The sequence below is a fragment of the Aphanizomenon sp. CS-733/32 genome, assembly GCF_028330045.1.
Lineage (GTDB): Bacteria > Cyanobacteriota > Cyanobacteriia > Cyanobacteriales > Nostocaceae > Dolichospermum > Dolichospermum gracile.
Map to the genome: position 1 here is coordinate 16,596 of NZ_JAQMSE010000248.1, position 22,725 is coordinate 39,320.

At 40.0% G+C, this 22,725-nt stretch carries 19 protein-coding genes; 8 read left to right on the plus strand and 11 right to left on the minus strand.

Going from position 1 to position 22,725, the window contains the following annotated elements; translation table 11 throughout:
* The first annotated feature begins 431 nt into the window (after positions 1–431).
* Positions 432–1,742 carry a hemolysin family protein gene (locus PN471_RS21930; protein ID WP_271778636.1) on the plus strand — a complete coding sequence of 437 codons (1,311 nt, stop codon included), beginning with the start codon at positions 432–434 and terminating at the stop codon, positions 1,740–1,742.
* Positions 1,743–2,254: 512 nt separating this feature from the next.
* On the opposite strand, the gene cruF is transcribed toward PN471_RS21930, so the two are convergent.
* Positions 2,255–3,163 carry a gamma-carotene 1'-hydroxylase CruF gene (cruF, locus tag PN471_RS21935; protein WP_193895041.1) on the minus strand — a complete coding sequence of 303 codons (909 nt, stop codon included), beginning with the start codon at positions 3,161–3,163 and terminating at the stop codon, positions 2,255–2,257.
* 344 nt (positions 3,164–3,507) lie between these two features.
* Here cruF and PN471_RS21940 point away from each other — a divergent pair, with 344 nt between their 5' ends.
* Positions 3,508–3,933 (plus strand): hypothetical protein, encoded by a 426-nt coding sequence (locus PN471_RS21940; protein ID WP_271778637.1) that lies wholly within the window; start codon positions 3,508–3,510, stop codon positions 3,931–3,933.
* Positions 3,934–4,078: 145 nt separating this feature from the next.
* On the opposite strand, the gene rpmA is transcribed toward PN471_RS21940, so the two are convergent.
* Both rpmA and rplU read right to left on the minus strand, forming a co-directional pair.
* A complete protein-coding gene (rpmA, locus tag PN471_RS21945; RefSeq protein ID WP_193895045.1) occupies positions 4,079–4,363 on the minus strand; it encodes a 50S ribosomal protein L27 in 285 nt (94 codons plus the stop codon).
* Between the two features lie 137 nt (positions 4,364–4,500).
* Positions 4,501–4,908 (minus strand): 50S ribosomal protein L21, encoded by a 408-nt coding sequence (rplU, locus tag PN471_RS21950; protein WP_271778638.1) that lies wholly within the window; start codon positions 4,906–4,908, stop codon positions 4,501–4,503.
* A 598-nt stretch (positions 4,909–5,506) separates the two neighbouring features.
* Between rplU and PN471_RS21955 the strand changes: the two genes are divergently transcribed.
* Positions 5,507–6,595 (plus strand): nucleotidyltransferase domain-containing protein, encoded by a 1,089-nt coding sequence (locus tag PN471_RS21955; RefSeq protein WP_271778639.1) that lies wholly within the window; start codon positions 5,507–5,509, stop codon positions 6,593–6,595.
* Positions 6,596–7,033: 438 nt separating this feature from the next.
* On the opposite strand, the gene PN471_RS21960 is transcribed toward PN471_RS21955, so the two are convergent.
* Together PN471_RS21960 and PN471_RS21965 are read right to left on the minus strand one after the other, a co-directional pair.
* Positions 7,034–7,495: an anti-sigma factor family protein gene (locus tag PN471_RS21960; RefSeq protein WP_271778640.1), complete on the minus strand. Its 462-nt coding sequence runs from the start codon at positions 7,493–7,495 to the stop codon at positions 7,034–7,036.
* A 116-nt stretch (positions 7,496–7,611) separates the two neighbouring features.
* Complete coding sequence (locus tag PN471_RS21965) at positions 7,612–8,268, minus strand: sigma-70 family RNA polymerase sigma factor (RefSeq protein ID WP_271778641.1); 657 nt, start codon at positions 8,266–8,268, stop codon at positions 7,612–7,614.
* 304 nt (positions 8,269–8,572) lie between these two features.
* Between PN471_RS21965 and PN471_RS21970 the strand changes: the two genes are divergently transcribed.
* A complete protein-coding gene (locus PN471_RS21970) occupies positions 8,573–9,256 on the plus strand; it encodes a L,D-transpeptidase (RefSeq protein ID WP_271778642.1) in 684 nt (227 codons plus the stop codon).
* Positions 9,257–9,456: 200 nt separating this feature from the next.
* Entirely contained in the window at positions 9,457–12,360 is a 2,904-nt protein-coding gene (polA, locus tag PN471_RS21975) for a DNA polymerase I (protein ID WP_271778643.1), read from the plus strand.
* A 147-nt stretch (positions 12,361–12,507) separates the two neighbouring features.
* Here polA and psaB read toward each other — a convergent pair whose 3' ends face one another.
* Together psaB and psaA are read right to left on the minus strand one after the other, a co-directional pair.
* Complete coding sequence (gene psaB / locus PN471_RS21980) at positions 12,508–14,739, minus strand: photosystem I core protein PsaB (protein WP_271778644.1); 2,232 nt, start codon at positions 14,737–14,739, stop codon at positions 12,508–12,510.
* A 120-nt stretch (positions 14,740–14,859) separates the two neighbouring features.
* On the minus strand, positions 14,860–17,118 hold the full coding sequence (gene psaA / locus PN471_RS21985) for a photosystem I core protein PsaA (RefSeq protein ID WP_271778645.1): 2,259 nt from the start codon (positions 17,116–17,118) through the stop codon (positions 14,860–14,862).
* Positions 17,119–17,795: 677 nt separating this feature from the next.
* On the opposite strand from psaA, the gene PN471_RS21990 reads away from it, so the two are divergent.
* Positions 17,796–18,899 carry a hypothetical protein gene (locus PN471_RS21990; RefSeq protein ID WP_442867176.1) on the plus strand — a complete coding sequence of 368 codons (1,104 nt, stop codon included), beginning with the start codon at positions 17,796–17,798 and terminating at the stop codon, positions 18,897–18,899.
* On the opposite strand, the gene PN471_RS21995 is transcribed toward PN471_RS21990, so the two are convergent.
* Positions 18,900–19,835 carry a glutaminase gene (locus PN471_RS21995; RefSeq protein WP_271778647.1) on the minus strand — a complete coding sequence of 312 codons (936 nt, stop codon included), beginning with the start codon at positions 19,833–19,835 and terminating at the stop codon, positions 18,900–18,902.
* A 268-nt stretch (positions 19,836–20,103) separates the two neighbouring features.
* Here PN471_RS21995 and PN471_RS22000 point away from each other — a divergent pair, with 268 nt between their 5' ends.
* Positions 20,104–20,469 (plus strand): hypothetical protein, encoded by a 366-nt coding sequence (locus tag PN471_RS22000; protein ID WP_271778648.1) that lies wholly within the window; start codon positions 20,104–20,106, stop codon positions 20,467–20,469.
* 94 nt (positions 20,470–20,563) lie between these two features.
* Here the strand turns inward: PN471_RS22000 and aroB are convergent, their stop codons facing one another.
* Positions 20,564–21,649: a 3-dehydroquinate synthase gene (gene aroB / locus PN471_RS22005; protein WP_271778649.1), complete on the minus strand. Its 1,086-nt coding sequence runs from the start codon at positions 21,647–21,649 to the stop codon at positions 20,564–20,566.
* Positions 21,650–21,779: 130 nt separating this feature from the next.
* Here aroB and petL point away from each other — a divergent pair, with 130 nt between their 5' ends.
* Positions 21,780–21,872 (plus strand): cytochrome b6-f complex subunit PetL, encoded by a 93-nt coding sequence (gene petL / locus PN471_RS22010; protein ID WP_035081422.1) that lies wholly within the window; start codon positions 21,780–21,782, stop codon positions 21,870–21,872.
* Positions 21,873–22,034: 162 nt separating this feature from the next.
* Here the strand turns inward: petL and PN471_RS22015 are convergent, their stop codons facing one another.
* Positions 22,035–22,454 carry a type II toxin-antitoxin system VapC family toxin gene (locus PN471_RS22015; RefSeq protein ID WP_271778650.1) on the minus strand — a complete coding sequence of 140 codons (420 nt, stop codon included), beginning with the start codon at positions 22,452–22,454 and terminating at the stop codon, positions 22,035–22,037.
* A complete protein-coding gene (locus PN471_RS22020) occupies positions 22,451–22,720 on the minus strand; it encodes a DUF2281 domain-containing protein (protein WP_028084968.1) in 270 nt (89 codons plus the stop codon). The genes PN471_RS22015 and PN471_RS22020 overlap by 4 nt, the downstream gene beginning before the upstream one ends.
* Positions 22,721–22,725: the final 5 nt, after the last annotated feature.

Here is a 22,725-nt window from a genome sequence, read left to right on the forward strand (position 1 = left end):
TAACGCGACGAATTGGGACAGGTTTCATCCGGGTTTTTCAACTTACTTCCTTTAATTATTGTAACTAAGCGTTATTAAAAGTGCTTTATTAATTAAAACACTTGCTAGTGACAAATTGTGTTAAAGCACGCACAATAGAAGAAAAGGCCATAAGTTTTACGCTAAAAAAAGGAAGTCGCTGCTAACGTGAAAATCTCGAAGTATTTCCTATTAACCATTTTAAAAGTGTTAACCCCTCTCTTGACGATAAAGAGGAAAGAATCAAACCGAACTACTCATAGACAGAAGCAATATAGCTACTACTTTGTGTATAGTCAAAGTATTTAGAGAATTACCTAAAATACTGGATACTAAGATCAGTCTGATTGAATGAACACTGGGCAACTTTTGATCACCGTATACTTCTATTCTTTATACCAGCAATTTTAAAAATGTCTTCCTTCACGTTTGAAATTTTAACGATTTTAGTGCTAATTTTCGCCAATGGGTTATTTTCCATGTCGGAAATGGCCGTAGTTTCAGCCCGGAAAGTCAGACTACAGCAGTTAGCTAACCAAGGAGATGTCAACGCCAAAGCTGCATTAAGACTCGCCGAATCTCCCAATCATTTTCTTTCCATCGTCCAGGTAGGGATTACACTGATTAATATTCTCAATGGTGTCTTTGGTGGTGCGACCATTGCCAAAAGATTAGAAGATTATATCAAGCTAATTCCAATTTTAGCTAATTATAGCAATGCGATCGCCTTTGGCATCGTAGTCTTACTCATCACCTATTTTTCCCTGATTGTTGGTGAACTCGTCCCCAAACGTCTGGCTTTAAATAACCCCGAAAAAATCGCTGCTTCAGTAGCCATACCCATGCGGGCTTTAGCGAAAATTGCTTCACCCATAGTTTATCTTTTGAGCGCATCTACAGATTTAGTTTTGCGAATATTGGGAATTACCCCCTCTGCTGAACCACAAGTCACAGAAGAAGAAATCAAAATTCTTATTGAACAAGGGACAGAAGCGGGAACATTTGAAGAAGCAGAACAGGACATGGTAGAGAGAGTTTTCCGGTTAGGCGATCGCCCCGTCACCTCCTTTATGACACCCCGACCTGATATAGTTTGGTTAGACTTGGAAGATCCCCCCGAAGAAAACCGCCAAAAAATGGCAGAAAGCAGCTATTCTCGCTATCCCATTTGTCAAGAAGGACTAGATAACGTTCTGGGGATTATTCCCGTCACCGACCTATTAGCCAGAAGTTTACGCAACGAACCCTTAGACTTAACTCTAGGGTTACGTCAACCCGTATTTGTCCCCGAAAGCACACGCGGTTTAAAAGTTTTAGAATTATTCAAACAAACCGTCACACACATGGCTTTAGTCGTAGATGAATATGGCGTAATTCAAGGCTTAGTCACCCTCAATGACATCATGAGTGAAATCGTCGGTGATGTTCCCACAGAACCAGGACAAGAAGAACCTGAAGCCGTACAACGGGAAGATGGTTCTTGGTTAGTAGATGGAATGTTAGGCATAGAAGAATTTTTAGAACTATTTGATCTTGAAGAATTAGAACATGAAGAAAGAGGAAATTATCAAACATTAGGCGGTTTTGTCATCACCCATTTAGGCCGGATTCCCGCAGCCGCAGATCATTTTGAATGGGATGGTATGCGGTTTGAAGTTATGGATATGGACGGAAATCGGGTTGATAAAGTCCTAGTAGTACCCAAGGTTATGAGGAGTAATTGAAGTCAGGATGTAGGGGCGCAGGGTCTGCGCCCAGCCAGGAGAAAGAAGAAAGAAGCGTTACAGAAATCTGGTTTGGAGAAAATTCATGTAAAATTAACTCTTCCTTATTTAAAGCTTAACTTCTCTACTGTTCACTAGAGTTAAATTCACTTTTTGCTGCAACATGAAAATTCCCCCCATTACCTTCCAGTGAAAAGGTTTGGGGGATTATTTTAGGGCTGACGCATTGACAACCCACATTCTGCAAATGTAACTCAGATTATTGATATTTTTGAAATAGTTCTTCAGTACCTAATCTGCTAATTTATGAGCCCACATTCAGCAGGTAATATTAAACAACGCCGCACCTAAATTTTCTAACTAAACTCTGAAACCCTAGATAATAATTGTAGGCACTTTTTCATGTTGTAGATAATTCTTCCTTTCCTCCTTCGTTCTAACTTCTGACTCCTGACGCAATTTGGAAAGAGGAAATTACAAAAATTGCTTTTCTTATTCCCTCTTTCCTATTCTTATTTAAAAGCAACCTTCACATTAGCAACAGCAACTTCCTTAGTAGCTGCTTCAATATTTACCGTTGCAGGTGCGTTAGAACCCTTAAACCACAGTAGGACAGCAGGAGCTACACCTAACGCCACACCTAGCAATACCGGGATAGGAAACCCAGCCGCCAAACTCATCACTGTCGCAAAACCAAAATTACCCAAATAAACTAATAAAGGGACATTCAATTGGTACTTATCCAATTTAATCGGGCTTTTGCTCCATAACAAAGCCGCAACAGTCATAAATAACGACCCAGTACCCATCCAACCTGCAAAGTTTTGGTAAGGCATTCCAAAGAAAGCCCCAGGTTGTTGCCAATACCAGAAGGGAAGAGAAGTTTGACTCATAGCTGGGTCAAGCACAAAATCCCAAGAAGTGAGCAGTAAAGCCCCCAAAACAATTGCTCCCACGTGACGGAACAAACTGGGTTTTTTATCTACCTCTAAACCCGCCCGCGCCAATACATAAGAAACTAATCCCACGTAAAACCATGAAAGGGGAATTGTAAAAGGTACTAACCCGGAAATCTTATAACCCAAACCACTTAAATAGCTGTAGTGGCCAAAAGGAAAGCCAGTGCTAGTTCCTAATAATTCACTAGTCAACGAAATTAATACAGATGGTATTAAAAATCCTAAAGCGCGTCCCAAACCTAAAGTTCGGTAAGCATAGAGGAACACTCCTAGCGCTCCTAAAATCATATATACCACACCGCCGCCCGCCATGCTCCACTGCATGACACTTTGTCCAACTTCTGATAAGCTGACAATCATCTCAGCATTGGGAATAACAATCAGTATTCCCACCAGTCCAAATACCATAGAAACGATATGACCAATTAGGCATACGCGCTCGACGATAACAAGTTGTCTCATGATCAATCCTTTATGATATACCAGATGGCTACTCAACTGCTAACAGTTTACAAATATTTATGAACAATTTAACTAAATGTTGATATTTATTCTCCCGAAATGGGAATCAGGAGTGAAATTCAACCTTTAGAAACCTTATAGGTTCAGTAAATCTGTGAAATAATGAATGCAACTGATATTGAAAATACTAGTATATAACGATTCGTAACTGAGTGGGGTACAGAACTTTTCCAGTTATAGCAACCGCCAAGTTTATAAGAACTAGGGAAGAAATTTCCTTTTTCCGTCGTCCTGACTTCTGACTGAGCGCAGGCCCTGCGCCCCTACCTCCTGACTTTTGCTATATGTCAATTTTGAAAAAAATTCCTTGGTTTTCTCTAACACTTGTATTGCTGAGTTACAGTACATTAGGCTGGGTGATATTTGAAGAAAAAGCCCCTTGGTATGTACGGCTGATAACTGTGCTAACTGTCCTGCTATCTCTAATTTCCGTCACCAACCCTTGGCTAAAACTTGATGATTATTCTCATATTTTCTTCAAGTCAAACGCGAGGACTTTTTTGGTGGCTATCTTAGCAGCTTTCCTATTTTTTCTAATGATTGCCTGGTTTCGAGTATTTCTTGATACGTTACTTATTATCTGCGCCACTATTTTAGCTAAAATAGACTTTCAATCAGTCGGTTTAAAACCAGCACTAGCTTTTGGCTATATATCCTCTTGCTCACTGCTAGGTTTAGGATTGGGCGCACTTATCAATTACTACATTTAGAATTAGTCATTAGTCATTAGTCATTAACTAATGGCTAGTGACTAATAAATAACTAGTACACTGCGGCGTAAGTGAACCAACCATTCTCAATCGTTACAAAGCCTATACTGTCTTCGTTTTGACTTTTGACTTCCGCTCTGCGGTACTAGCCAGCTACCGCTTCTACAGCTTCTACCGCTACTGGATAAACGCTAACTTTCTTCTGGCTTTTACCTCTTCTTTCAAAGGTAACAACACCATCAACTAAAGCAAACAAAGTATCATCACTACCGATACCAACATTATTACCAGGGTGAACCTTAGTACCACGTTGACGGACGAGAATATTACCTGCGCGTACAGTTTGTCCACCGTAACGCTTTACACCTAGCCGTTGAGCGTTAGAGTCACGACCGTTTCGTGTACTACCCGTTCCCTTCTTATGAGCCATGATTTCCTCTTTTCTATTTACTTTATTTATCCCAGCTAGTCATCTAGTTTAGGCTAGGAAAAAGATGATTAATCATTGGTAATTAAATTACTCTTGCTCACCTCTTACCTATTCCTTAACTAGCAACTTAACCTTATTTATGATTCTTCTGCGGTTTCTGCCACGAAATCAGCATTAATAACCGGACTTTCAGCCATCCTTGGGGCTTCTTCGTAAGCTAAAACTTCGCCGTTAAGATTGATGGAATTAATCAAAAATCTGGTAATTTCTTGGCGATGTCCCCGTTTTTTGCGGGTTTTCTTTTTAGGTTTCATCTTATACACCAGGACTTTGCGACCTCTGAAATGTCGCATAATTGTCCCTTCCACTGTCGCACCTTCTACTAAAGGTCGTCCAATGGAAACTGCGCCTTCGTGATGTACAAGTAATACTGCGTTGATAGTAACTTTTTCATCTGGTTCAGCGGTTAGTAGTTCAATGTCGTAAAAGCGACCTGCTTCTACTTTCATTTGTCTACCGCCAGTTTCGATAATCGCGTAGGTCATTAAAATTGTCCTTGAGTTGCCGTACAGGTAGCTGGCTATTATCTCCTGTAGAGACGCTATATTTATAGCTTCTGCCAGCCTTTGAAGTATGTCTACCTGATCCGAGCAGGAATTAGACAGACAATCCAATATGTTACCCGATTGGTAGCTAATCAGTCAACCTTTTAGAAAAAATAATTTTATTCTCCACTAATTTCCGAAAAGATTATTCTTGAATTTGTAGTTGATTCTGACACAGATGGAAGATTTTTTAACTAATCTGAGCGACTTAATAGGGTTGCTCGGATTTTTTTACTACATATTCAGGTTCAGATTTTTCATCAATGACTTAAAATTCCCGGTCTTGAGAAAATTGTAGGTTGGGTAGACCGAAGTGAAACTCAAGAAAATCGGGAGAATATTGAAAAATTTGATAATTGCACTAATTACCAGTTACAATTTAGGTTCATGCTGACAATAAAAGTTTACTTTTTATTAAGTAGATGAACACAAGAAAACCAATCTGTGTAAAGAACAGTAAAATCGCCCAAACCCTCTTCACTCTTGCCTCTTACCTTGCCATAACGACGATTTTTAATGCTAACCTACTTAGATAAAGATGAAAAGAATTGAAGTTGAACAAAGAACTATTTTTGTGGGTTTAGCTGGTAGTCATGGTTATGGTTTAAATCGTCCTGAATCAGATTATGATTATCGTGGTGTATTTATTGCTCCTAAACGCTATTATTTAGGCTTTGATAGTATTGAACAAAAGGATTCGGGTTGGGATGAACCAGGGATATTTCCGTTTATAGATGGTAATGAAGATACGGTGATTTATGAATTAAGAAAGGTTATTCATTTATTGGCTGGGGCAAATCCCAATGTTTTAGAATTGCTGTGGTTAACGAATTATCCTTTTTTAACAAATGTCGGACAATATTTAATTAATCACCGTAATTTATTTTTCAGTAAAAAGGTAAAACATACTTATGCTGGTTATGCTTTTGCTCAAATCAAGAAGATGGAAACTCATCGTAAATGGTTATTAAATCCACCTACGAATAAACCTATTCCCGCTGATTTTGATATTATGGATGAAATTCCGTTAAGCAAGGATGAGTTAAATGCCTTTTTGGAATATCTTTATCTTTTAATTAGGGGAAAAATTGAATTTTTGGAAGAATCAGAACAGTTATATAAATTGCTAACTGCGGATATTGATTTTAAAGGTGTTTTGAAACAATACACTTTAGCTGATGAAACTTTGGCATATACCCAAAATTTAACTTATGGGCGTAAAGATTTTATTCGGCTTTTGCAAAAAAGTCAAAGCTATCAAATTGCGTTGCGAGAATGGAAGGCTTATATATCTTGGCAGGAAAATAGAAATCCGGCTAGAGCAGAAATGGAAAAGAAATCAGGTTATGATTTAAAACACGGAATGCACTGTATTCGATTACTACGCAGTGGTTTAGAAATTTTGCGGACAGGAGAATTAATTGTAGATAGAAATTTAGCTGGTGATATTGATGATTTAAAGGCTATTTTACGAGGTGATTATAGTTATGATGAGTTGATAAAAATGGCGGAAGATTTGGTTGCCCAAATGGATATTTTTTATGAGCAATCTAGTTTACCACATCGTCCTGATTTGGAGCAAATTAATGATTTGTGTATGGAATTAGTGGAAATGCAAGGTTGGTAAGAAAATTGGGAGATTGGAAACATGTCCCCGGTAGGTTTCGTGAACGTGGCTAAATAGACAAAATTCAACTGCGTGGGTTATTTCATGAGTCCACGCAGGTTCGTTAATATTGTACTAACATCTTTACGTAATTTTATGTAAAAAAATTAAAATATTTAGGTAAAAGTGGGAAGTTGAGTCATATAATACATTTAATTTAAAAAAACTTTTTTTATCCCAATCAGATGACTACACTTCTGAGTAGATACAAAATTATCAAGCAAATTGGTGAAGGTGCATTTGGCTTTTCAAGCATTTAGCGAATTAGCGAACAAATCAATCAACATCAAAAAACCCCTATAATCGCCAGTACATAGAGGTTTACAAGCTAAACCACTTATTTTCAGATTAGGCTTGGGTGTGTTTTATGATATTACAAAAAGTCTACCCGCCAGGTAATTAATTGAGGTTGTTAACTGGCTTCTCGCTAGGTGCTACTGCTGTTTTGGGAATTTCAATCACTGGGTTATTTACAGCCACCATTAAGGGCGAATCTGAGGCTGTTGGTGTTAATTCTGTGGGTTGTCTTGTGGCCATTTCTAGCATTCTGGAATTACTGGGTAATAAGCCAGATATTGCTGCCAAAATACAAGCTACTGCGGCGGCACTACCTAACATCCAGTTCAAACGGTAACGGCGATTAACATGGGCGAAAACTTGGTTAATCGTTGCTTCTGATGACTGAGAATTGGCGGGAACAGGGATGCTATGCAAGCCTTTTCTAAGATTTAATAGTCTTTTGTACAGGCATCTGATTGAAGCATCAGTTAATAACCACTCTTCAACTTGCCTACGTTCAGTAGCTGTAACTTCGCCGTCCAGGTAAGCACTTAATAACTCGAAACAATCGCGCTTCTCCATATTTATAGTACCCGTTGATTCATTTTGGCTTCTCAATGGCAGAAAATATATATTTTCGTTGACAGTCCTTAATATTTCTTAAAATCTGCCATAGAATTGAGGAAACATGGTGTAGATTATGTATCTAGATAGCTTTGTAACTGAGTTTGTAATCTTGATCTGGCTCTGGCTATTCTAGATTTCACCGTTCCCAGGGAAACTCCGGTAATTTCGGCAATTTCTTCATAGGCCATGCCTTCAATTTCTCTTAAAACAATTGTAGTCCGAAAAACTTCTGGTAAGTCGGCGATCGCTTCTCGCAACTGTTCATAAAATTCTCTAGTAGTTAGTTGCTCATCTGGACTTGGGACATCACCAGCAATTTCCCAATCCATTTCTCCATCATCTAAGGTGCGGGGAGCATCTAATGATAGGGGACTAGGGACCCGTTTGCGTTTACGTAATTCATCATAAAACAAATTTGTGGCAATGCGACTTAACCAACCTCGGAACTTGGCAGGTTCTTGTAGTCGGTTAATATTCCTATAGACACGAATCCAAACTTCCTGGGCTAAATCGGCTCTATCATACCAATCGGGGGCTAAATGATATAAAACTCGATCAACTTGAGTCTGGTAGCGACGTAACAGTTCTGAAAAGGCAGCGCGTTCTGGACGCAATCCGACTTGACAGCGCAAAATGAGATCGTGGTTCGAGAGTTTGTCAACTTGCACCGATGCTGTTGGATAGGTGGCATCAACTGTTGACCAAGATACACTAATGGATTGACTCATGGATCAGACTGGCGTTAAATCACTCCTGTCTATTAGACTGGATCATAGATCAAAAGTTCCTCGGTAAGGTGACGGATTTATAATCGAAACACGGAAATATATATAGAAAGGAGTTTTCAGCATTTTATTCTATCGTCAAGTAAGTACGAAAGAATCAGCTAAAGAAGACTATGAATTAACTTTTTGTTAGAGTTAGGAGTGGTGATCAGATTGAGAACTGTCCACTAAATGCTTGAGTGGTAATGGGTAAAATTCCCGCGCTCACTCACCTTTAGCCAAATATGTCAGGGATAAATAATAGGCGATGGCAATGGCAAGAAATGAATCTGTAGTGAGTATGGTCATGTTTCTGTGTTTTGGTACGGCAATTTTATCTCTGGCCGTCCATTGGCACACTATGAGAACAACAGGACAATTAAATCAGTTTGCATCCACAGATGTTTATCCACAGGGTTCATCAGTGGAAATTGGCAACAGTGCAATTGCGGCTTCTGTGCCTAACTCTCCCCAAAAAGCTGCTGTTTGGAAAACACAAAAGTCAAGCCAGGAGCAAGTTACAGATCTAGTCAATAATTCTCAGGGATCAATACCAGTATCAAATACAACTCAAGTTGTAGTAGATTTGAGCGATCGCCGTGTTTATGTTTCTCGATATGATGAAGTAATAGCTAGTTACCCAATCGCTATCGGTAAAAAGGGTTGGGAAACACCAACTGGCAATTTTAAAGTTATCCACAAAGAACACGATCCCATCTGGCGACACCCTATTACAGGGGCTGTTTTTGAGGGCGGTACTGATAGTCCTTTGGGAGATAGATGGATTGGTTTCTGGTCAGATGGCCGTAATGAAATTGGCTTTCATGGTACGCCGAATGTTGACCTGGTAGGGGCAGCCGTTTCTCACGGCTGTCTGAGAATGCGTAATTCTGATGTGCGAATGTTGTATAGCCAAGTGAGTATAGGTACATCAGTAACAGTTCAGAATTAACAGGTAAAAGGCAAAAATAAATATCTCCTCTAAATAGGTTAGCATCATTGGTCACAAATCAAGATAGAGGCAATTCTGTCAATAAGTATAAATACTAAAATCACCTGTCATTTTCGGGTTGATAGACTACTTACTATGTTGCATATTAAATCTGGAGAAAAAAAATTAGAATGTAATAAGTTTCTAATTTGGTTAAGCAGTTGACTTTTAATTCTTCCGTTATCAACAAACCCATATTCATCCTTGTAGATGGACATTCTCTAGCTTTTCGTTCCTACTTTGCTTTTGCTAAAGGTAGAGACGGAGGACTTCGCACAAAAGCTGGTATCCCCACTAGTGTTTGTTTCGGTTTTATTAAATGTTTGCTAGAGGTAATAGCCACACAACAGCCGCAAGCTATAGCTGTAGCTTTTGATTTGGCTTTACCTACTTTCCGTCATGAAGCTGATGATACTTACAAGGCTGGACGTGCGGAAACTCCAGAAGACTTTATTCTCGACTTAGAAAACCTCTATGAGTTATTACAAAGCTTGAATTTACCCATAGTCACTGCACCTGGTTATGAAGCAGATGACGTACTGGGAACATTAGCACAAAAAGCCGCAGCTTCTGGGTATCGAGTTAAAATACTTTCCGGGGATAGGGATTTATTTCAACTAATTGATGCTGATAAAGAAATTACAGTTTTAAACTTCTCTCCGGAAGCATTAAAACGTTCTACAAATAGTATTGCTGAATTTAGAGCCGAAGAAGTAAAAGAGAAATTAGGAGTATTACCTAAACAAATTGTTGATTTTAAGGCCTTATGTGGTGACAAATCAGATAATATTCCCGGAGTTAAAGGAATTGGGGAAAAAACAGCAGTTCAATTATTAAATACTTATAATTCTTTGGCAGAAATTTATGCAGCTATAGATGATATTAAAGGTGCGACTCAGAAAAAACTAATTACTGGTAAAGAAGACGCAGAAAAATCTCGTTATTTAGCTGAGATAGTTTGTGATGTTCCTCTAGAAGTTGATTTAGAAGATTGTCAGTTAACAGGTTTTGATAATAACTTACTGATTCCGATTTTAGAGAAATTAGAGTTTAAAAGATTTTTAGAGACAATTAATGAAATACAACAAAAATTTGGCGGAGAAGTTGTAGAGAATAAGGTAGGGGAAATCACAGCAGAAACAGATGATGATTTATGGTTTTTTAGTGCAGACGATACAGCACAAGAAATAAAACAAAATGCTTCACCAATTCAGCCACGCATTATTAATACAGAAGCTAAATTAACAGAATTGGTAAAACTTTTAAGCAAACTCACAAATCCAGAGAACCCCGTTGCTTGGGATACAGAAACTACTGCTTTAGAACCACGAGATGCGGATTTGGTGGGAATTGGTTGCTGTTGGGGAACAGAATCAGATGAACTTGCTTATATTCCCATTGGTCATAAAATCGGCGATAATTTAAGTCGAGATTTAGTATTAGAAGCACTGCGTCCGATTTTGGAAAGTGCTGATTATCCCAAAGCTTTACAAAATGCTAAATTTGATCGCCTAATTCTGCGGTGTCAAGGAATTAATTTAGCTGGAGTGGTATTTGATACGATGTTAGCTAGTTATTTGATTAATCCCGATAGTAGTCATAATTTAAGTGATTTATCTTTGCGATATTTGGGATTGAGTGTGAAAAGCTATGGAGATTTAGTTCCTAAAGGAAAGACTATCGCTGATATTAGTATTGCTGCGGTTGCTGATTATTGCGGAATGGATGTTTATTCTACATTTGCATTAGTCCCGAAATTACGGAAAAAGTTAGTAGAAACTCCAACTTTATATAAACTATTAAATGAAGTTGAACAACCCTTAGAAGCAGTCTTGGCGGAAGTTGAATATACGGGAGTTCGGATTAATTCAGATTATCTAAAAGAACTTTCACAGCAATTAGAAACAGAATTAGCTAAGTTAGAAATAATAGCTACCGAAATTGCTGGAGAAAAATTTAACTTAGGTTCTCCTAAACAGTTGAGTCATATTCTTTTTGAGAAATTAGGCTTAAGTACCAAATATTCCCGCAAAATTCAAACTGGTTATTCTACAGACGCAGCAACTTTAGAAAAACTTCAAGAAGTTGATCATACTGGTTTTGTAGAAGCAATTATTGAAAATCGGACTTTGTCAAAATTAAAATCTACCTATGTAGATGCTTTACCAGCTTTAGTACATCCCAAAAGTCAAAGATTACATACTGATTTTAACCAAACTGCAACTTCTACAGGTAGATTATCTTCCTCTCATCCCAATTTACAAAATATCCCGATTCGCACTGCTTTTAGCCGCCAAATTAGAAAAGCTTTTTTACCGGAATCAGGTTGGTTAATGGTAGCTGCTGATTACTCACAAATTGAGTTAAGGATTTTGGCGCATTTGAGTCAAGAACCTGTGTTAATTCAAGCTTACCAGCAAAATGAAGATATTCATACTGTGACGGCGAAATTAGTCTTTGAGAAAGAAGATATTTCTTCAGATGAACGGCGTTTTGCGAAGACGATTAATTTCGGAGTAATTTATGGGATGGGAGTGCAAAAATTCGCTAGAGAAACGGGAATAAATCCGACAGATGCGAAGGTATTTATTGAGCGATTTAATGAAAGATATGCCAATGTTTTTACATATTTGGAGAAAGTGAAAAAAGAAGCGATCGCCTATGGTTATGTCGAAACTATTTTGGGTAGACGACGTTATTTTGAGTTTACTAGTAATAGTTTACGGCAGTTAAAAGGTAGTAAGTTAGAAGATATTAATTTACAGAAATTAAAGAATTTAGGTCAATATGATGCTGGGTTACTCCGTTCTGCTGCTAATGCACCAATTCAAGGTTCTAGTGCAGATATTATCAAAATAGCAATGGTGCAATTGCATGAGGTTCTGAAGAAATATCAAGCGCGGTTGTTGTTGCAAGTTCATGATGAATTAGTGTTTGAAGTTCCTCCTCCAGAGTGGGAAGAATTGCAACCACAAGTTAAGTTAGTGATGGAAAATGCAGTTTCTTTATCTGTGCCTTTAGTTGTTGATATTCATGCAGGGGATAATTGGATGGAAACTAAGTAATATCTTTGTAGGGTTTGCTGATAGCCTAGGGTGGCGTAAGCCATAGGAGTAGTTATATGGATGTAAATAGTGGTTAATGGCATCAAAAAATCCCCCACCTCATGGCGGGGGATTTTTAATTACCTACAACCAGTAGTTAGTATCCTATCAACCGAACTTACCAGCAGTGGAAGCAATGAGGAACGCTGCGTAGGTGACGATGTAACCAACAGTGAAGTGAGCTAAACCAACCACACGAGCTTGAACAATGGAGAGAGCAACGGGCTTGTCCTTCCAACGAACCAAGTTAGCTAGAGGAGTGCGTTCATGCGCCCAAACCAAGGTTTCAATTAACTCTTGCCAGTAACCTCTCCAAGAGATGAGGAACATGAAACCAGTTGCCCAGATTAGGTGTCCAAAGAGGAACATCCAAGCCCAAACAGACAAGTTATTCATTCCGTAGGGGTTGTAACCGTTAATCAACTGAGCAGAGTTAGCCCAGAGGTAGTCACGGAACCAGCCCATCAGGTAGGTAGAGTTTTCGTTAAACTGAGCAACGTTACCTTGCCAAATACCGAGGTGTTTCCAGTGCCAGTAGAAGGTTACCCAACCAATGGTGTTCAACATCCAGAACATGGACAGGTAGAAAGAGTCCCATGCGGAGATATCGCAAGTACCGCCACGGCCTGGACCGTCGCAAGGAAACGCATAACCGAAGTCCTTTTTATCGGGCATCAGTTTAGAACCACGAGCATCCAAAGCACCCTTAACGAGTACCAAGGTGGTGGTGTGGATAGCTAAAGCGAAAGCGTGGTGAACCAAGAAATCCCCAGGTCCAATGGTCAAGAACAAGGAATTTGTGCCGGAGTTGATGGCATCTAACCAGCCAGACAACCAAACGTTACCAGCATTGGGGTAAGCGGTGTAAGCAATACTGTCGGGGTTAGATAACAGTACATTCAAGCCATACAGAGCTTTACCTTGGGCTGCTTGGATGAATTGAGCAAATACTGGCTCAATTAGGATTTGTTTTTCAGGAGTACCGAACGCAACAACTACGTCGTTGTGAACATATAAACCTAATGTGTGGAAACCTAAGAAGAGAGATACCCAGCTAAGATGGGAAATAATCGCTTCTTTGTGTTGTAACATCCGGTCAAGGACGTTACCTTTGTTTTGTTCGGGGTCGTAGTCACGAACCCAGAAGATTGCTGCGTGAGCAAAAGCACCAACCATCAAGAAACCAGCGATGTACTGGTGGTGGGTGTACAACGCTGCTTGTGTTGTGTAGTCCTTAGCGATGAAGGCATAAGGAGGCAGAGCGTACATATGCTGCGCTACCAAGGAACAAATAGTTCCCAAAGATGCCAAAGCTAATGACAACTGGAAGTGCAGGGAGTTGTTGATGGTGTCGTAAAGACCTTGGTGGGGCAGGTTGAACTGACCTTCGCTTTTGCTACCGGGAACTAAACCAGATTTGGAGTTCAGCATTTCTTTGATGCTGTGACCAATTCCGAAGTTAGTCCGGTACATATGACCAGCAATGATGAACAAAACTGCGATCGCCAAGTGGTGGTGAGCCATGTCAGTCAACCACAAGGATTCTGTTTGGGGGTGGAAACCGCCCAAGAAGGTGAGAATCGCAGTCCCCGCACCAGTGGAAGTACCAAACAAATGGCCGGCGGTGTCAGGGTTTTGAGCGTAAACGCCCCAGTTACCTGTGAAGAAAGGAGTTAAACCTTCTGGATGGGGAGCTACACTTAAGAAGTTATCCCAACCCACGTGAATACCACGGGATTCAGGAATAGCAACGTGAACCAAGTGACCAGTCCAAGCTAAGGAGCTAACACCGAACAAACCAGCCAGGTGGTGATTTAGACGGGGTTCAGCGCTCTTGAACCAAGAGAGGCTAGGACGGAACTTGGGTTGTAAATGTAACCAGCCAGCAAACAATAACAATGCTGACAACAGCAGCAAACCAACGGAACCAGTATATAGTTCGCTGTTTGTCCGCATCCCGATGGTGTACCACCAGTGATAAACACCAGAGTAAGCAATGTTTACAGGATTGCTTGCACCAGCTTGAGTGAAAGCGTCAATTGCAGCTTCACCGAAGTGAGGGTCCCAAATTGCATGGGCAATGGGACGGACATGCAGGGGATCTTTAATCCACTGTTCAAAGTTACCTTGCCAGGCTACGTGGAACAGGAGGCTGGATGCCCACAGGAAGATGATTGCCAAGTGACCGAAGTGCGTAGCGAAAATCTTTTGGTAAAGATTCTCTTCCGTCATGCCATCGTGGCTTTCAAAGTCGTTGCCTGTAGCGATCGCATACCAAATCCGACGAGTAGTCGGGTCCTGTGCGAGATCCTGGCTAAATTTTGGAAATTTTGTTGCCATAGGTGTGATCTGTCCTCTGACCTTTAGCCATTATTTGTCAGCAAAATTTTAGATTTCAGATTTTGGATTTTGGATTAAATCTCAAATCTTAGAATCCAAAACCCAAAATTCCACTGATTTTTATCCTACTGAAAGGATGTGTGCGTGGAAGAATGCCCAAGTGGTAGCAATTCCTCCTAATAGGTAGTGAGCCACACCTACAGCCCGACCTTGAGTGATGCTCAGTGCGCGAGGCTGAATTGTTGGGGCTACTTTCAGTTTATTGTGCGCCCATACAATGGACTCAATTAGTTCTTGCCAGTAGCCACGACCACTGAACAGGAACATTAAGCTGAACGCCCAAACGAAGTGAGCGCCTAAGAACATGAGTCCGTAAGCGGACAATTCAGTTCCGTAGGAGTTGATTACTTGTGTAGCTTGCGCCCACAAGAAGTCACGTAACCAACCGTTGATGGTGATAGCACTTTCAGCAAAGTTGCCGCCAGTAATATGATTTACTGTGCCATCTGCATCTACTGTTCCCCAGACATCAGACTGCATCTTCCAGCTAAAGTGGAAAATTACAATTGACAAGGAGTTATACATCCAGAAGAGTCCGAGAAAGATGTGATCCCAACCAGAAACTTGGCAAGTACCGCCACGACCTGGACCATCGCAAGGGAATCGGAAGCCTAAGTTAGCTTTGTCTGGAATCAGACGAGAACTGCGGGCGTACAATACACCTTTGAGCAAGATGAGGACGGTAACGTGAATGGTGAAAGCGTGGATGTGGTGAACCATGAAGTCCGCTGTACCCAATGTGATGGGCATCATCGCGATCTTATCGCCGATAGCAACAATTCCACCACCAAAAGCATGACTAACTACTTGAAGAGCGTTAGGTGCTGTGTTACCAGGAGCTAATGTGTGCAGGTTTTGCACCCACTGAGCAAATACTGGCTGTAATTGAATTGCGCTGTCGGAGAACATATCTTGGGGACGACCCAAAGCACGCATGGTGTCATTGTGGATGTACAAACCAAAGCTGTGGAAGCCTAAGAAAATACAAACCCAGTTGAGGTGAGAAATGATAGCGTCACGGTGACGAATCACGCGATCTAAAACGTTGTTTTGGTTAACAACAGGATCATAATCGCGCACCATGAAGATGGCTGCGTGAGCCGCACCACCCACAATCAAGAAACCACCGATCCAAATATGGTGAGTGAAGATACACAATTGTGTTGCGTAATCAGTTGCCAAGTAAGGATAGGGAGGCATCGCGTACATATGATGGGCGATGATGATTGTCAAGGAACCCAAGAAAGCTAGGTTAGTAGCTAATTGAGCGTGCCAAGAAGTGGTGAGGTTTTCGTAAAGACCTTTGTGACCTTCGCCAGTGAAAGGACCTTTATGAGCTTCTAGAATATCTTTAATGCTATGACCGATACCCCAGTTGGTACGGTACATATGACCAGCAATGATGAACAGTACAGCGATCGCTAGGTGGTGATGAGAAATATCAGTCATCCACAAGCCGCCTGTAACTGGGTTTAAACCACCCTTAAATGTGAGGATATCAGCGTAAGCTCCCCAATTTAAGGTAAAGAACGGTGTTAAACCACTAGCGAAACCAGGATAAAGTTCTGCCATTTTTGCTGTATCAAACAGCAATTCATGAGGCAAAGGGATGTCCTTAGCTGCCACACCTGCATCTAACAATTTGTTGATTGGTGCAGAAACGTGGATTAAGTGACCAGCCCATCCTAAAGAACCACAGCCTAGCAATACTGATAAGTGATGATTCAGCATTGACTCCACATTCTGAAACCATTCCAGTTTAGGAGCGCGTTTGTGGTAGTGGAACCAGCCAGCAAATAAGAACAAGCCTGCTAATACCAAGCCGCCAATTGCAGTTACATATAGCTGGAAGGAGCTAGTGATACCCCAGCCACGCCATACTTGGAACAAGCCAGAGGTGATTTGAATGCCGCGGAAACCGCCGCCCATATCACCGTTTAAAATGTCTTGCCCAACAATAGACCAAACTGTTTGGGCGCTGGGCTTAACTCCTAATGGGTCAGCCAGCCAAGCTTCGTAGTTAGAGAACTTAGCACCGTGGAACAACATTCCGCTCAACCAGATTGCTACTACAGCCAAATGGCCGAAGTGAGCGGCGAATATCTTGCGGGAAATGTCTTCTAAATCGCTTGTATGTGTATCAAAATCATGGGCGAGGGCATGGAGGTTCCAAATCCAGGTTGTGGTTTTTGGGCCTCTGGTTAAGGATCTGTCGAAATGCCCTGGCTTTGCCCATTTTTCAAATGAGGTAGGAACCGGGTCATTGTCAACAATCACTCTTGCTTTTTTTTCCTCTCGCTCCGGAGGACTAATCGTCATTCGACCTCCTCTCTATAAGGAATGGGGAATCATGAATACCACCTAGAATAACACAGTCGCCGTTTTCAGATTGTTCTGGACTAGCGATGCGGTTGCCGTGTGGAAAAGAAAAGTTGTTTCTGTTGAATTATAGAGTCTGAACTTGCACATTGTTATAGACCTGTTAACAATAATTAAAAATAGCCAAATTTATTGTCTCATCGGCTTTATAAGTTGCTATACATTGTCCAAAAGTCAATAGACTCTTCATTTAATTTACAAAGAACAACAATTTGAAAACCTTATGATTCATACGCAAAGCCCCTCAAACTCCCGCCATTTGGCTACTTTTACCTAAAATCATCGGCTTGAAACCAAATTTATTTTCTGAAAATAAGTCAAAAAAATCACTTATCCGACATTTTAAGCGGATAAAAGTAGGTAAATTTATAACTTTGGTAGTAGATTTATGCTCTTATCCATAGTCCATGAGTCATAATTTGCGCCACAATAATGGCGTTAATTGTTAAAAACTATTACGGAATAAAAACATGAACACTGGGTGCAAAAAATTTTTTGAGCAACTTTTCTCCAAGAGATTCGCAATTATTAAATGGTTTACTACATTAGTGCTAGTTTTAAACTTAAGTAGTTGTGTTGAAGCAGCAAACAGCCAGGAAGTATCTACCAATCCTTTCATGAAAACGCTCCCAGCCTCAGAAATTTCTGGGACTTTTTCAGAAACCGCACCACCTGATGTGATCCAAGCATTGCGTCCCAGTCTAGAAGGTTATCAACCTCAAGTCAGCATCCTTAGTCCCCAAGTAGATGAAATTCTTCCAGACAATATAGTTAAAGTCCGGTTGCAGGTTAAGGACTTACCGATATTTAAAGACCCTCAATGGCAACTTGGACCCCATTTGCACCTAATTTTGGACAATCAACCTTATATAGCTGTTTATGACTTAAATCAGCCGGTGGTATTGTCAGACTTATCTCCAGGTACGCATACTCTTCGCGTTTTTGCTTCTCGTCCGTGGCATGAAAGTTTTAAAAATGAAGGCGCTTATGCTCAAACCACATTTCACGTTTTGACGAAAACTGAGGAAAACAACCCAGATTCTAAATTACCTCTACTGACTTATAGTCGTCCTACTGGTGGTTATGGGGCAGAACCAATTATGCTGGATTTCTACTTGACTAACGCACCGTTGCACAGTGTTGCTGAGACTAATCCTGACGATACAATGAGCAATTGGCGTATTCGTAGTACGGTTAATGGTGAAAGCTTTATTCTTGATCGTTGGCAAACTATTTATCTTAAAGGCTTTAAACCTGGTAAAACCTGGGTGAAACTGGAATTCCTTGATAATGAAGGACAACCTGTGAAAAATGCCTTTAATACCACAATCAGACTAATTAATTACCAACCCAATGGTCAAGATACTCTTTCTAAAATTGTCAGAGGGGAATTGACAGCAGATGAAGTTCGGGGCATTGTAGACCCAACTTATACAGCTAGGATTCCAGTTACTGAACCCACCCCTGCACCAATACCAGAAACCAAAGTCGAAAAACAACCAATTCCTGAAGTTAAACTTCCTGAAGTTACACCAATACCAGAAACTAAAGTCGAAAAACAACCAATTCCTGAAGTTACACCAATACCAGAAACTAAAGTCGAAAAACAACCAATTCCTGAAGTTACACCAATTCCAGAAACCAAAGTCACAGAAATAAAAGAATTAAATCTGGATAAACCAGATACAGGTTCGTCTAAGCAATCTCAAATTCAGGAGTAATTAACCAAAAATACTCAGTTGTAAATTTTGAGATAAAGTTTCCATGAGTGCTAAACCAGCTACAGGATTACCTGTAATATCTAAAGCAGGACTGTAGCTGGCGATCGCCGCACTTGCCGAAGACATCGCTCCCTGATTTGGTATAATGGCAATAAGTCCACCACCAATACCCGATTTTATTGGTAAGCCAATTTTCACAGCGTATTCTGCGGAAGCTTCATATAAACCACAAGTTAACATCACCGTATTCACAATTTGACGGTGTTTATTATTTATAACTTCGCTTTTACAGGCTAATACTTTTCCCAGTTTGGCTAAATCATCTACCCGTCCAGAGATACAGCATATTTGTTCATAAACGTCTAGAGATAATTCAATATTATTTAAATTTCCCGACTCGTAGAGATAGTTAGCAATATCTACATTGACTTGGGAGCGACTAGCACGAACGGAAGCTAGAGTATTTATATCTATATATAATTGAGTACCTGCTAATTCATTTAACCATTGACAAAATAATTTTGTACATTCATGTCCATCTTTTCCTGGTAACTTATCAGCAAGAGTAATAGCACCACTATTAATCATAGGGTTGCGAGGATATCCCTTATCTTCTTTTAATTGCAATAAAGAATTAAAAGGCGCATCCGAGGGTTTAACACCAACCCATTGCAAAACCTGTTTTTCTCCATAATATTCCAGCAGGTATAGTAAAGAAAATGGTTTAATGACACTCATGAATGGAAATACACAATCGGTATCTCCTAAACTATAATTTTCTCCTGATTCACAACTTATATAAACAGCAAATGAGTTAGGATTAGCTGTAGCTAATTTGGGAATGCGTTCAATGACTTTACCTTGTGCTGCTTGGGTTTTGGCTTGTTCTACCCAAATAGATAAATTATCTAAATTGATGCTTGTTATTCCTAGCAAAAACTTAATCCTTAAATCAAAACATAATCTGGATTATATCTTAATGGGTATTTACTCTAATTTTATGTAACCGATTTTAAATACAAAATCAAAAATTCACGTAATATTAGTAATTACGGGTAATTGGTAAAAAGCAATAAAAAGATAAATATTTCCTTTCTCCTGTTCCCTGTTCCCTCTTCTTAGACTAAGATAGACTGATTAACAACCAAGTTGTCGGAAAAGATAAATTGGTTTATTTCCCTAATAACAAGGTTTTTAACAGTACATGAACAAAAGATTTATTTTAACTTTGATTTCTAGCCCCGTGTTGTTTACATCCATGTTATCTATGGTGATGATGGCTAGACCTGCTCATGCTAGTCAAACAGTTGACACTGCTGGTACTCATGAATCTTGTGTCATGTCTCCCCATTCAGCAACTCCGAAAAAGGTATGTATACAGGTGAGCAATACTCCTTTGAGCGTTGCTAAAGAACCTATGCAAGTGGCACAAGGGGATACAAATAATCCTAAAGAACTAGAATTTTCTGATGCTGAAAGCGATTTAGCTATCAAGCTATTTGGCTGTGATTGTCCAGTTTGCATCAATGCTGCTCGGCAATTGAATGGTTCAGCACCTTTGCCAGTTTAGCACGATGTGGTGTTAAAAAGTTAAAAAGGGCGGGGAGACCCCGGTTGAAAAGGGCGGGGAGACCCCGGTTGAAAAGGGCGGGGAGACCCCGCCCCTACTTTAATACTTCTCTGATGATTTCTGTTGGTACTTCGTCGGTGATTTTTACTCTACCAATTTGGGTTGGTAGGACAAAGCGGACTTTGCCAGATTTAACTTTTTTGTCTAATTGCAAAGCATCAATAAGAGCTTCAATATCTAAATCTGCGGGTATTTGGGTGGGTAAACCTGCTTTTTTGATTAAGGCGTTTTGACGTTCTGTGTCTGCTTGTGTCCAAAGTCCTAATTTTACAGCAATGTCTCCGGCTGCTACCATACCAATGCCAACAGCTTCACCGTGTTTGAATAAACGGTACTCTGTCAGGCTTTCTACTGCATGACCGATAGTATGACCATAATTTAAAATTGCTCTTAACCCAGATTCTTTTTCATCTTTGCTGACAACATCTGCCTTTGCTTGACAGGAATGAGTTAATATGCTGTTTATCAGGTCGGATTTCACATAGCGGAGTTGGTCAAGGTGTTTGCTTGCTGTTAGTTGAGTAAACAGTTCGGTGTCCCAAATGATCCCGTATTTGATCACCTCTGCCATTCCTGCTCGAAATTCCCTAGCTGGTAGGGTTTTTAAGACTTCTGGGTCAATTAAAACTAAACTGGGTTGATGGAATGCACCAATCAAGTTTTTGCCGTGGGGATGATTTACGCCAGTTTTTCCACCAATAGCTGAGTCTACCATTGCGAGGAGACTGGTGGGAACTTGGACTACGTTGATGCCTCTGAGCCATGTAGCGGCAGCAAAGCCTGTCATATCACCAATAACACCTCCTCCTAATGCCACCATTGTTGAGGAGCGTTCTAGGCGATTTTCCAGGGCGATGTCGTAGAGTTTTTGAATGGAGTTGAGAGTTTTGTAGCGTTCTCCGGGGGGTAGGTTGTAGCTGACGACTTGAAAACCGGCATTTTCTAAAGAGGCGATCGCTCTTTCGCCATAATATTTAAATATCATCGGGTTGGAAACTAGCAATACTTTCTTACCTAGTTTCAAACTCGCCATTTGTTCACCTAGTTGATCTAAACTCCCAGGTGCAATGGTAATATCATAAGATTTTTCTGGTATATCTACTTTAATTACAGAACTCATTCCCTAAACCTAATATAATCACTCGTCTGGGTATTTTACCCTAAGTTGACAACCTCTTTTCTATTCCCTGTTCCTTTTCAGAATTATTGATGATTGAATAGAAATAAGTAACTAATCTGGAGCAAAACAAATGGCTGTAGTTGAATATATTGTCTTTCTAGGCGTGTTTATGGGTGTAGCTGTAGGCTTGTTATTTGGTCTACGCGGAGCTAAGATCCTCTAATCCTACAATTAGACGCTAATTAAACCCACTTTATGTGGGTTTAGGTATTGGTTTCAATCAGATGATCAAATGTCTATTTACTACTTTGCTGTTTGATTGCAAGTTTTCACCACTTCGATCTCTAACTCAAGTATCCGAGCAATTTGTTCTACAGTTAGTCCCTCATTTAATAAACCAATTCTCAATTATCAGATCCTCAAAATCCTGAAAATCTGCCATATTGTTTGTTACTAAAATCAAGTCATTGCAGAACGCAATACTCGCAATTTGTCCATCAATAAAAGCAGGTGTTTTACCAATTTTTGATAATCTAGCTCTTTCCTGTGCGTGCCATTTTGCAGCTTTGAGATCATAATCAAACACAGGCAAATCTAACACAGAATCTTTAATGTATTTCCATAAAGAATCCTTGCGTTTAGATGCTGGTAAACGCCAACAGCCATAAAGGATTTCATGAACAACAAGACTTGCTACTGCTACTTCTGAACGATAGCGATTTAATTGATCTAAAACCTGAGTATTGGGAATTGGCCGACTCGGTTCTGAGATAATATTAGAGTCTAGTAAAAAGCGAACTGTCATAAATCAATCTCGCGTCCTGGACTACGATCTCTTAAATTAGCAAAATCTTCATCTGTAAATTCAATTCCTTCTCTTTCAATTGTTTCTCGAAACCTTAAAACCCCTTCCCAAAAGCTATCTCCTTTATTCTGTAATGGTTTTTCCTGTACTTGTTCTTTTATTTGTGACAGTTTATGTTTGAGAAATTGAATAAAATCTAAAACCTCTTGTTGTTTATCGGTTGGTAACTCTCGCAGGTTTTCTAAAACTGCTTGTTCAATGGTCATAGTTT

Coding starts and splice junctions, on each gene's coding strand:
- PN471_RS21930 (WP_271778636.1), top strand. CDS start 432: ATGTCTTCCTTCACGTTTGAAATTTTAACGATTTTAGTGCTAATTTTC.
- cruF (WP_193895041.1), bottom strand. CDS start 3,163: ATGAGACAACTTGTTATCGTCGAGCGCGTATGCCTAATTGGTCATATC.
- PN471_RS21940 (WP_271778637.1), top strand. CDS start 3,508: ATGTCAATTTTGAAAAAAATTCCTTGGTTTTCTCTAACACTTGTATTG.
- rpmA (WP_193895045.1), bottom strand. CDS start 4,363: ATGGCTCATAAGAAGGGAACGGGTAGTACACGAAACGGTCGTGACTCT.
- rplU (WP_271778638.1), bottom strand. CDS start 4,908: ATGACCTACGCGATTATCGAAACTGGCGGTAGACAAATGAAAGTAGAA.
- PN471_RS21955 (WP_271778639.1), top strand. CDS start 5,507: ATGAAAAGAATTGAAGTTGAACAAAGAACTATTTTTGTGGGTTTAGCT.
- PN471_RS21960 (WP_271778640.1), bottom strand. CDS start 7,495: ATGGAGAAGCGCGATTGTTTCGAGTTATTAAGTGCTTACCTGGACGGC.
- PN471_RS21965 (WP_271778641.1), bottom strand. CDS start 8,268: ATGAGTCAATCCATTAGTGTATCTTGGTCAACAGTTGATGCCACCTAT.
- PN471_RS21970 (WP_271778642.1), top strand. CDS start 8,573: ATGGCAATGGCAAGAAATGAATCTGTAGTGAGTATGGTCATGTTTCTG.
- psaB (WP_271778644.1), bottom strand. CDS start 14,739: ATGGCAACAAAATTTCCAAAATTTAGCCAGGATCTCGCACAGGACCCG.
- psaA (WP_271778645.1), bottom strand. CDS start 17,118: ATGACGATTAGTCCTCCGGAGCGAGAGGAAAAAAAAGCAAGAGTGATT.
- PN471_RS21990 (WP_442867176.1), top strand. CDS start 17,796: ATGAAAACGCTCCCAGCCTCAGAAATTTCTGGGACTTTTTCAGAAACC.
- PN471_RS22000 (WP_271778648.1), top strand. CDS start 20,104: ATGAACAAAAGATTTATTTTAACTTTGATTTCTAGCCCCGTGTTGTTT.
- aroB (WP_271778649.1), bottom strand. CDS start 21,649: ATGAGTTCTGTAATTAAAGTAGATATACCAGAAAAATCTTATGATATT.
- petL (WP_035081422.1), top strand. CDS start 21,780: ATGGCTGTAGTTGAATATATTGTCTTTCTAGGCGTGTTTATGGGTGTA.
- PN471_RS22015 (WP_271778650.1), bottom strand. CDS start 22,454: ATGACAGTTCGCTTTTTACTAGACTCTAATATTATCTCAGAACCGAGT.
- PN471_RS22020 (WP_028084968.1), bottom strand. CDS start 22,720: ATGACCATTGAACAAGCAGTTTTAGAAAACCTGCGAGAGTTACCAACC.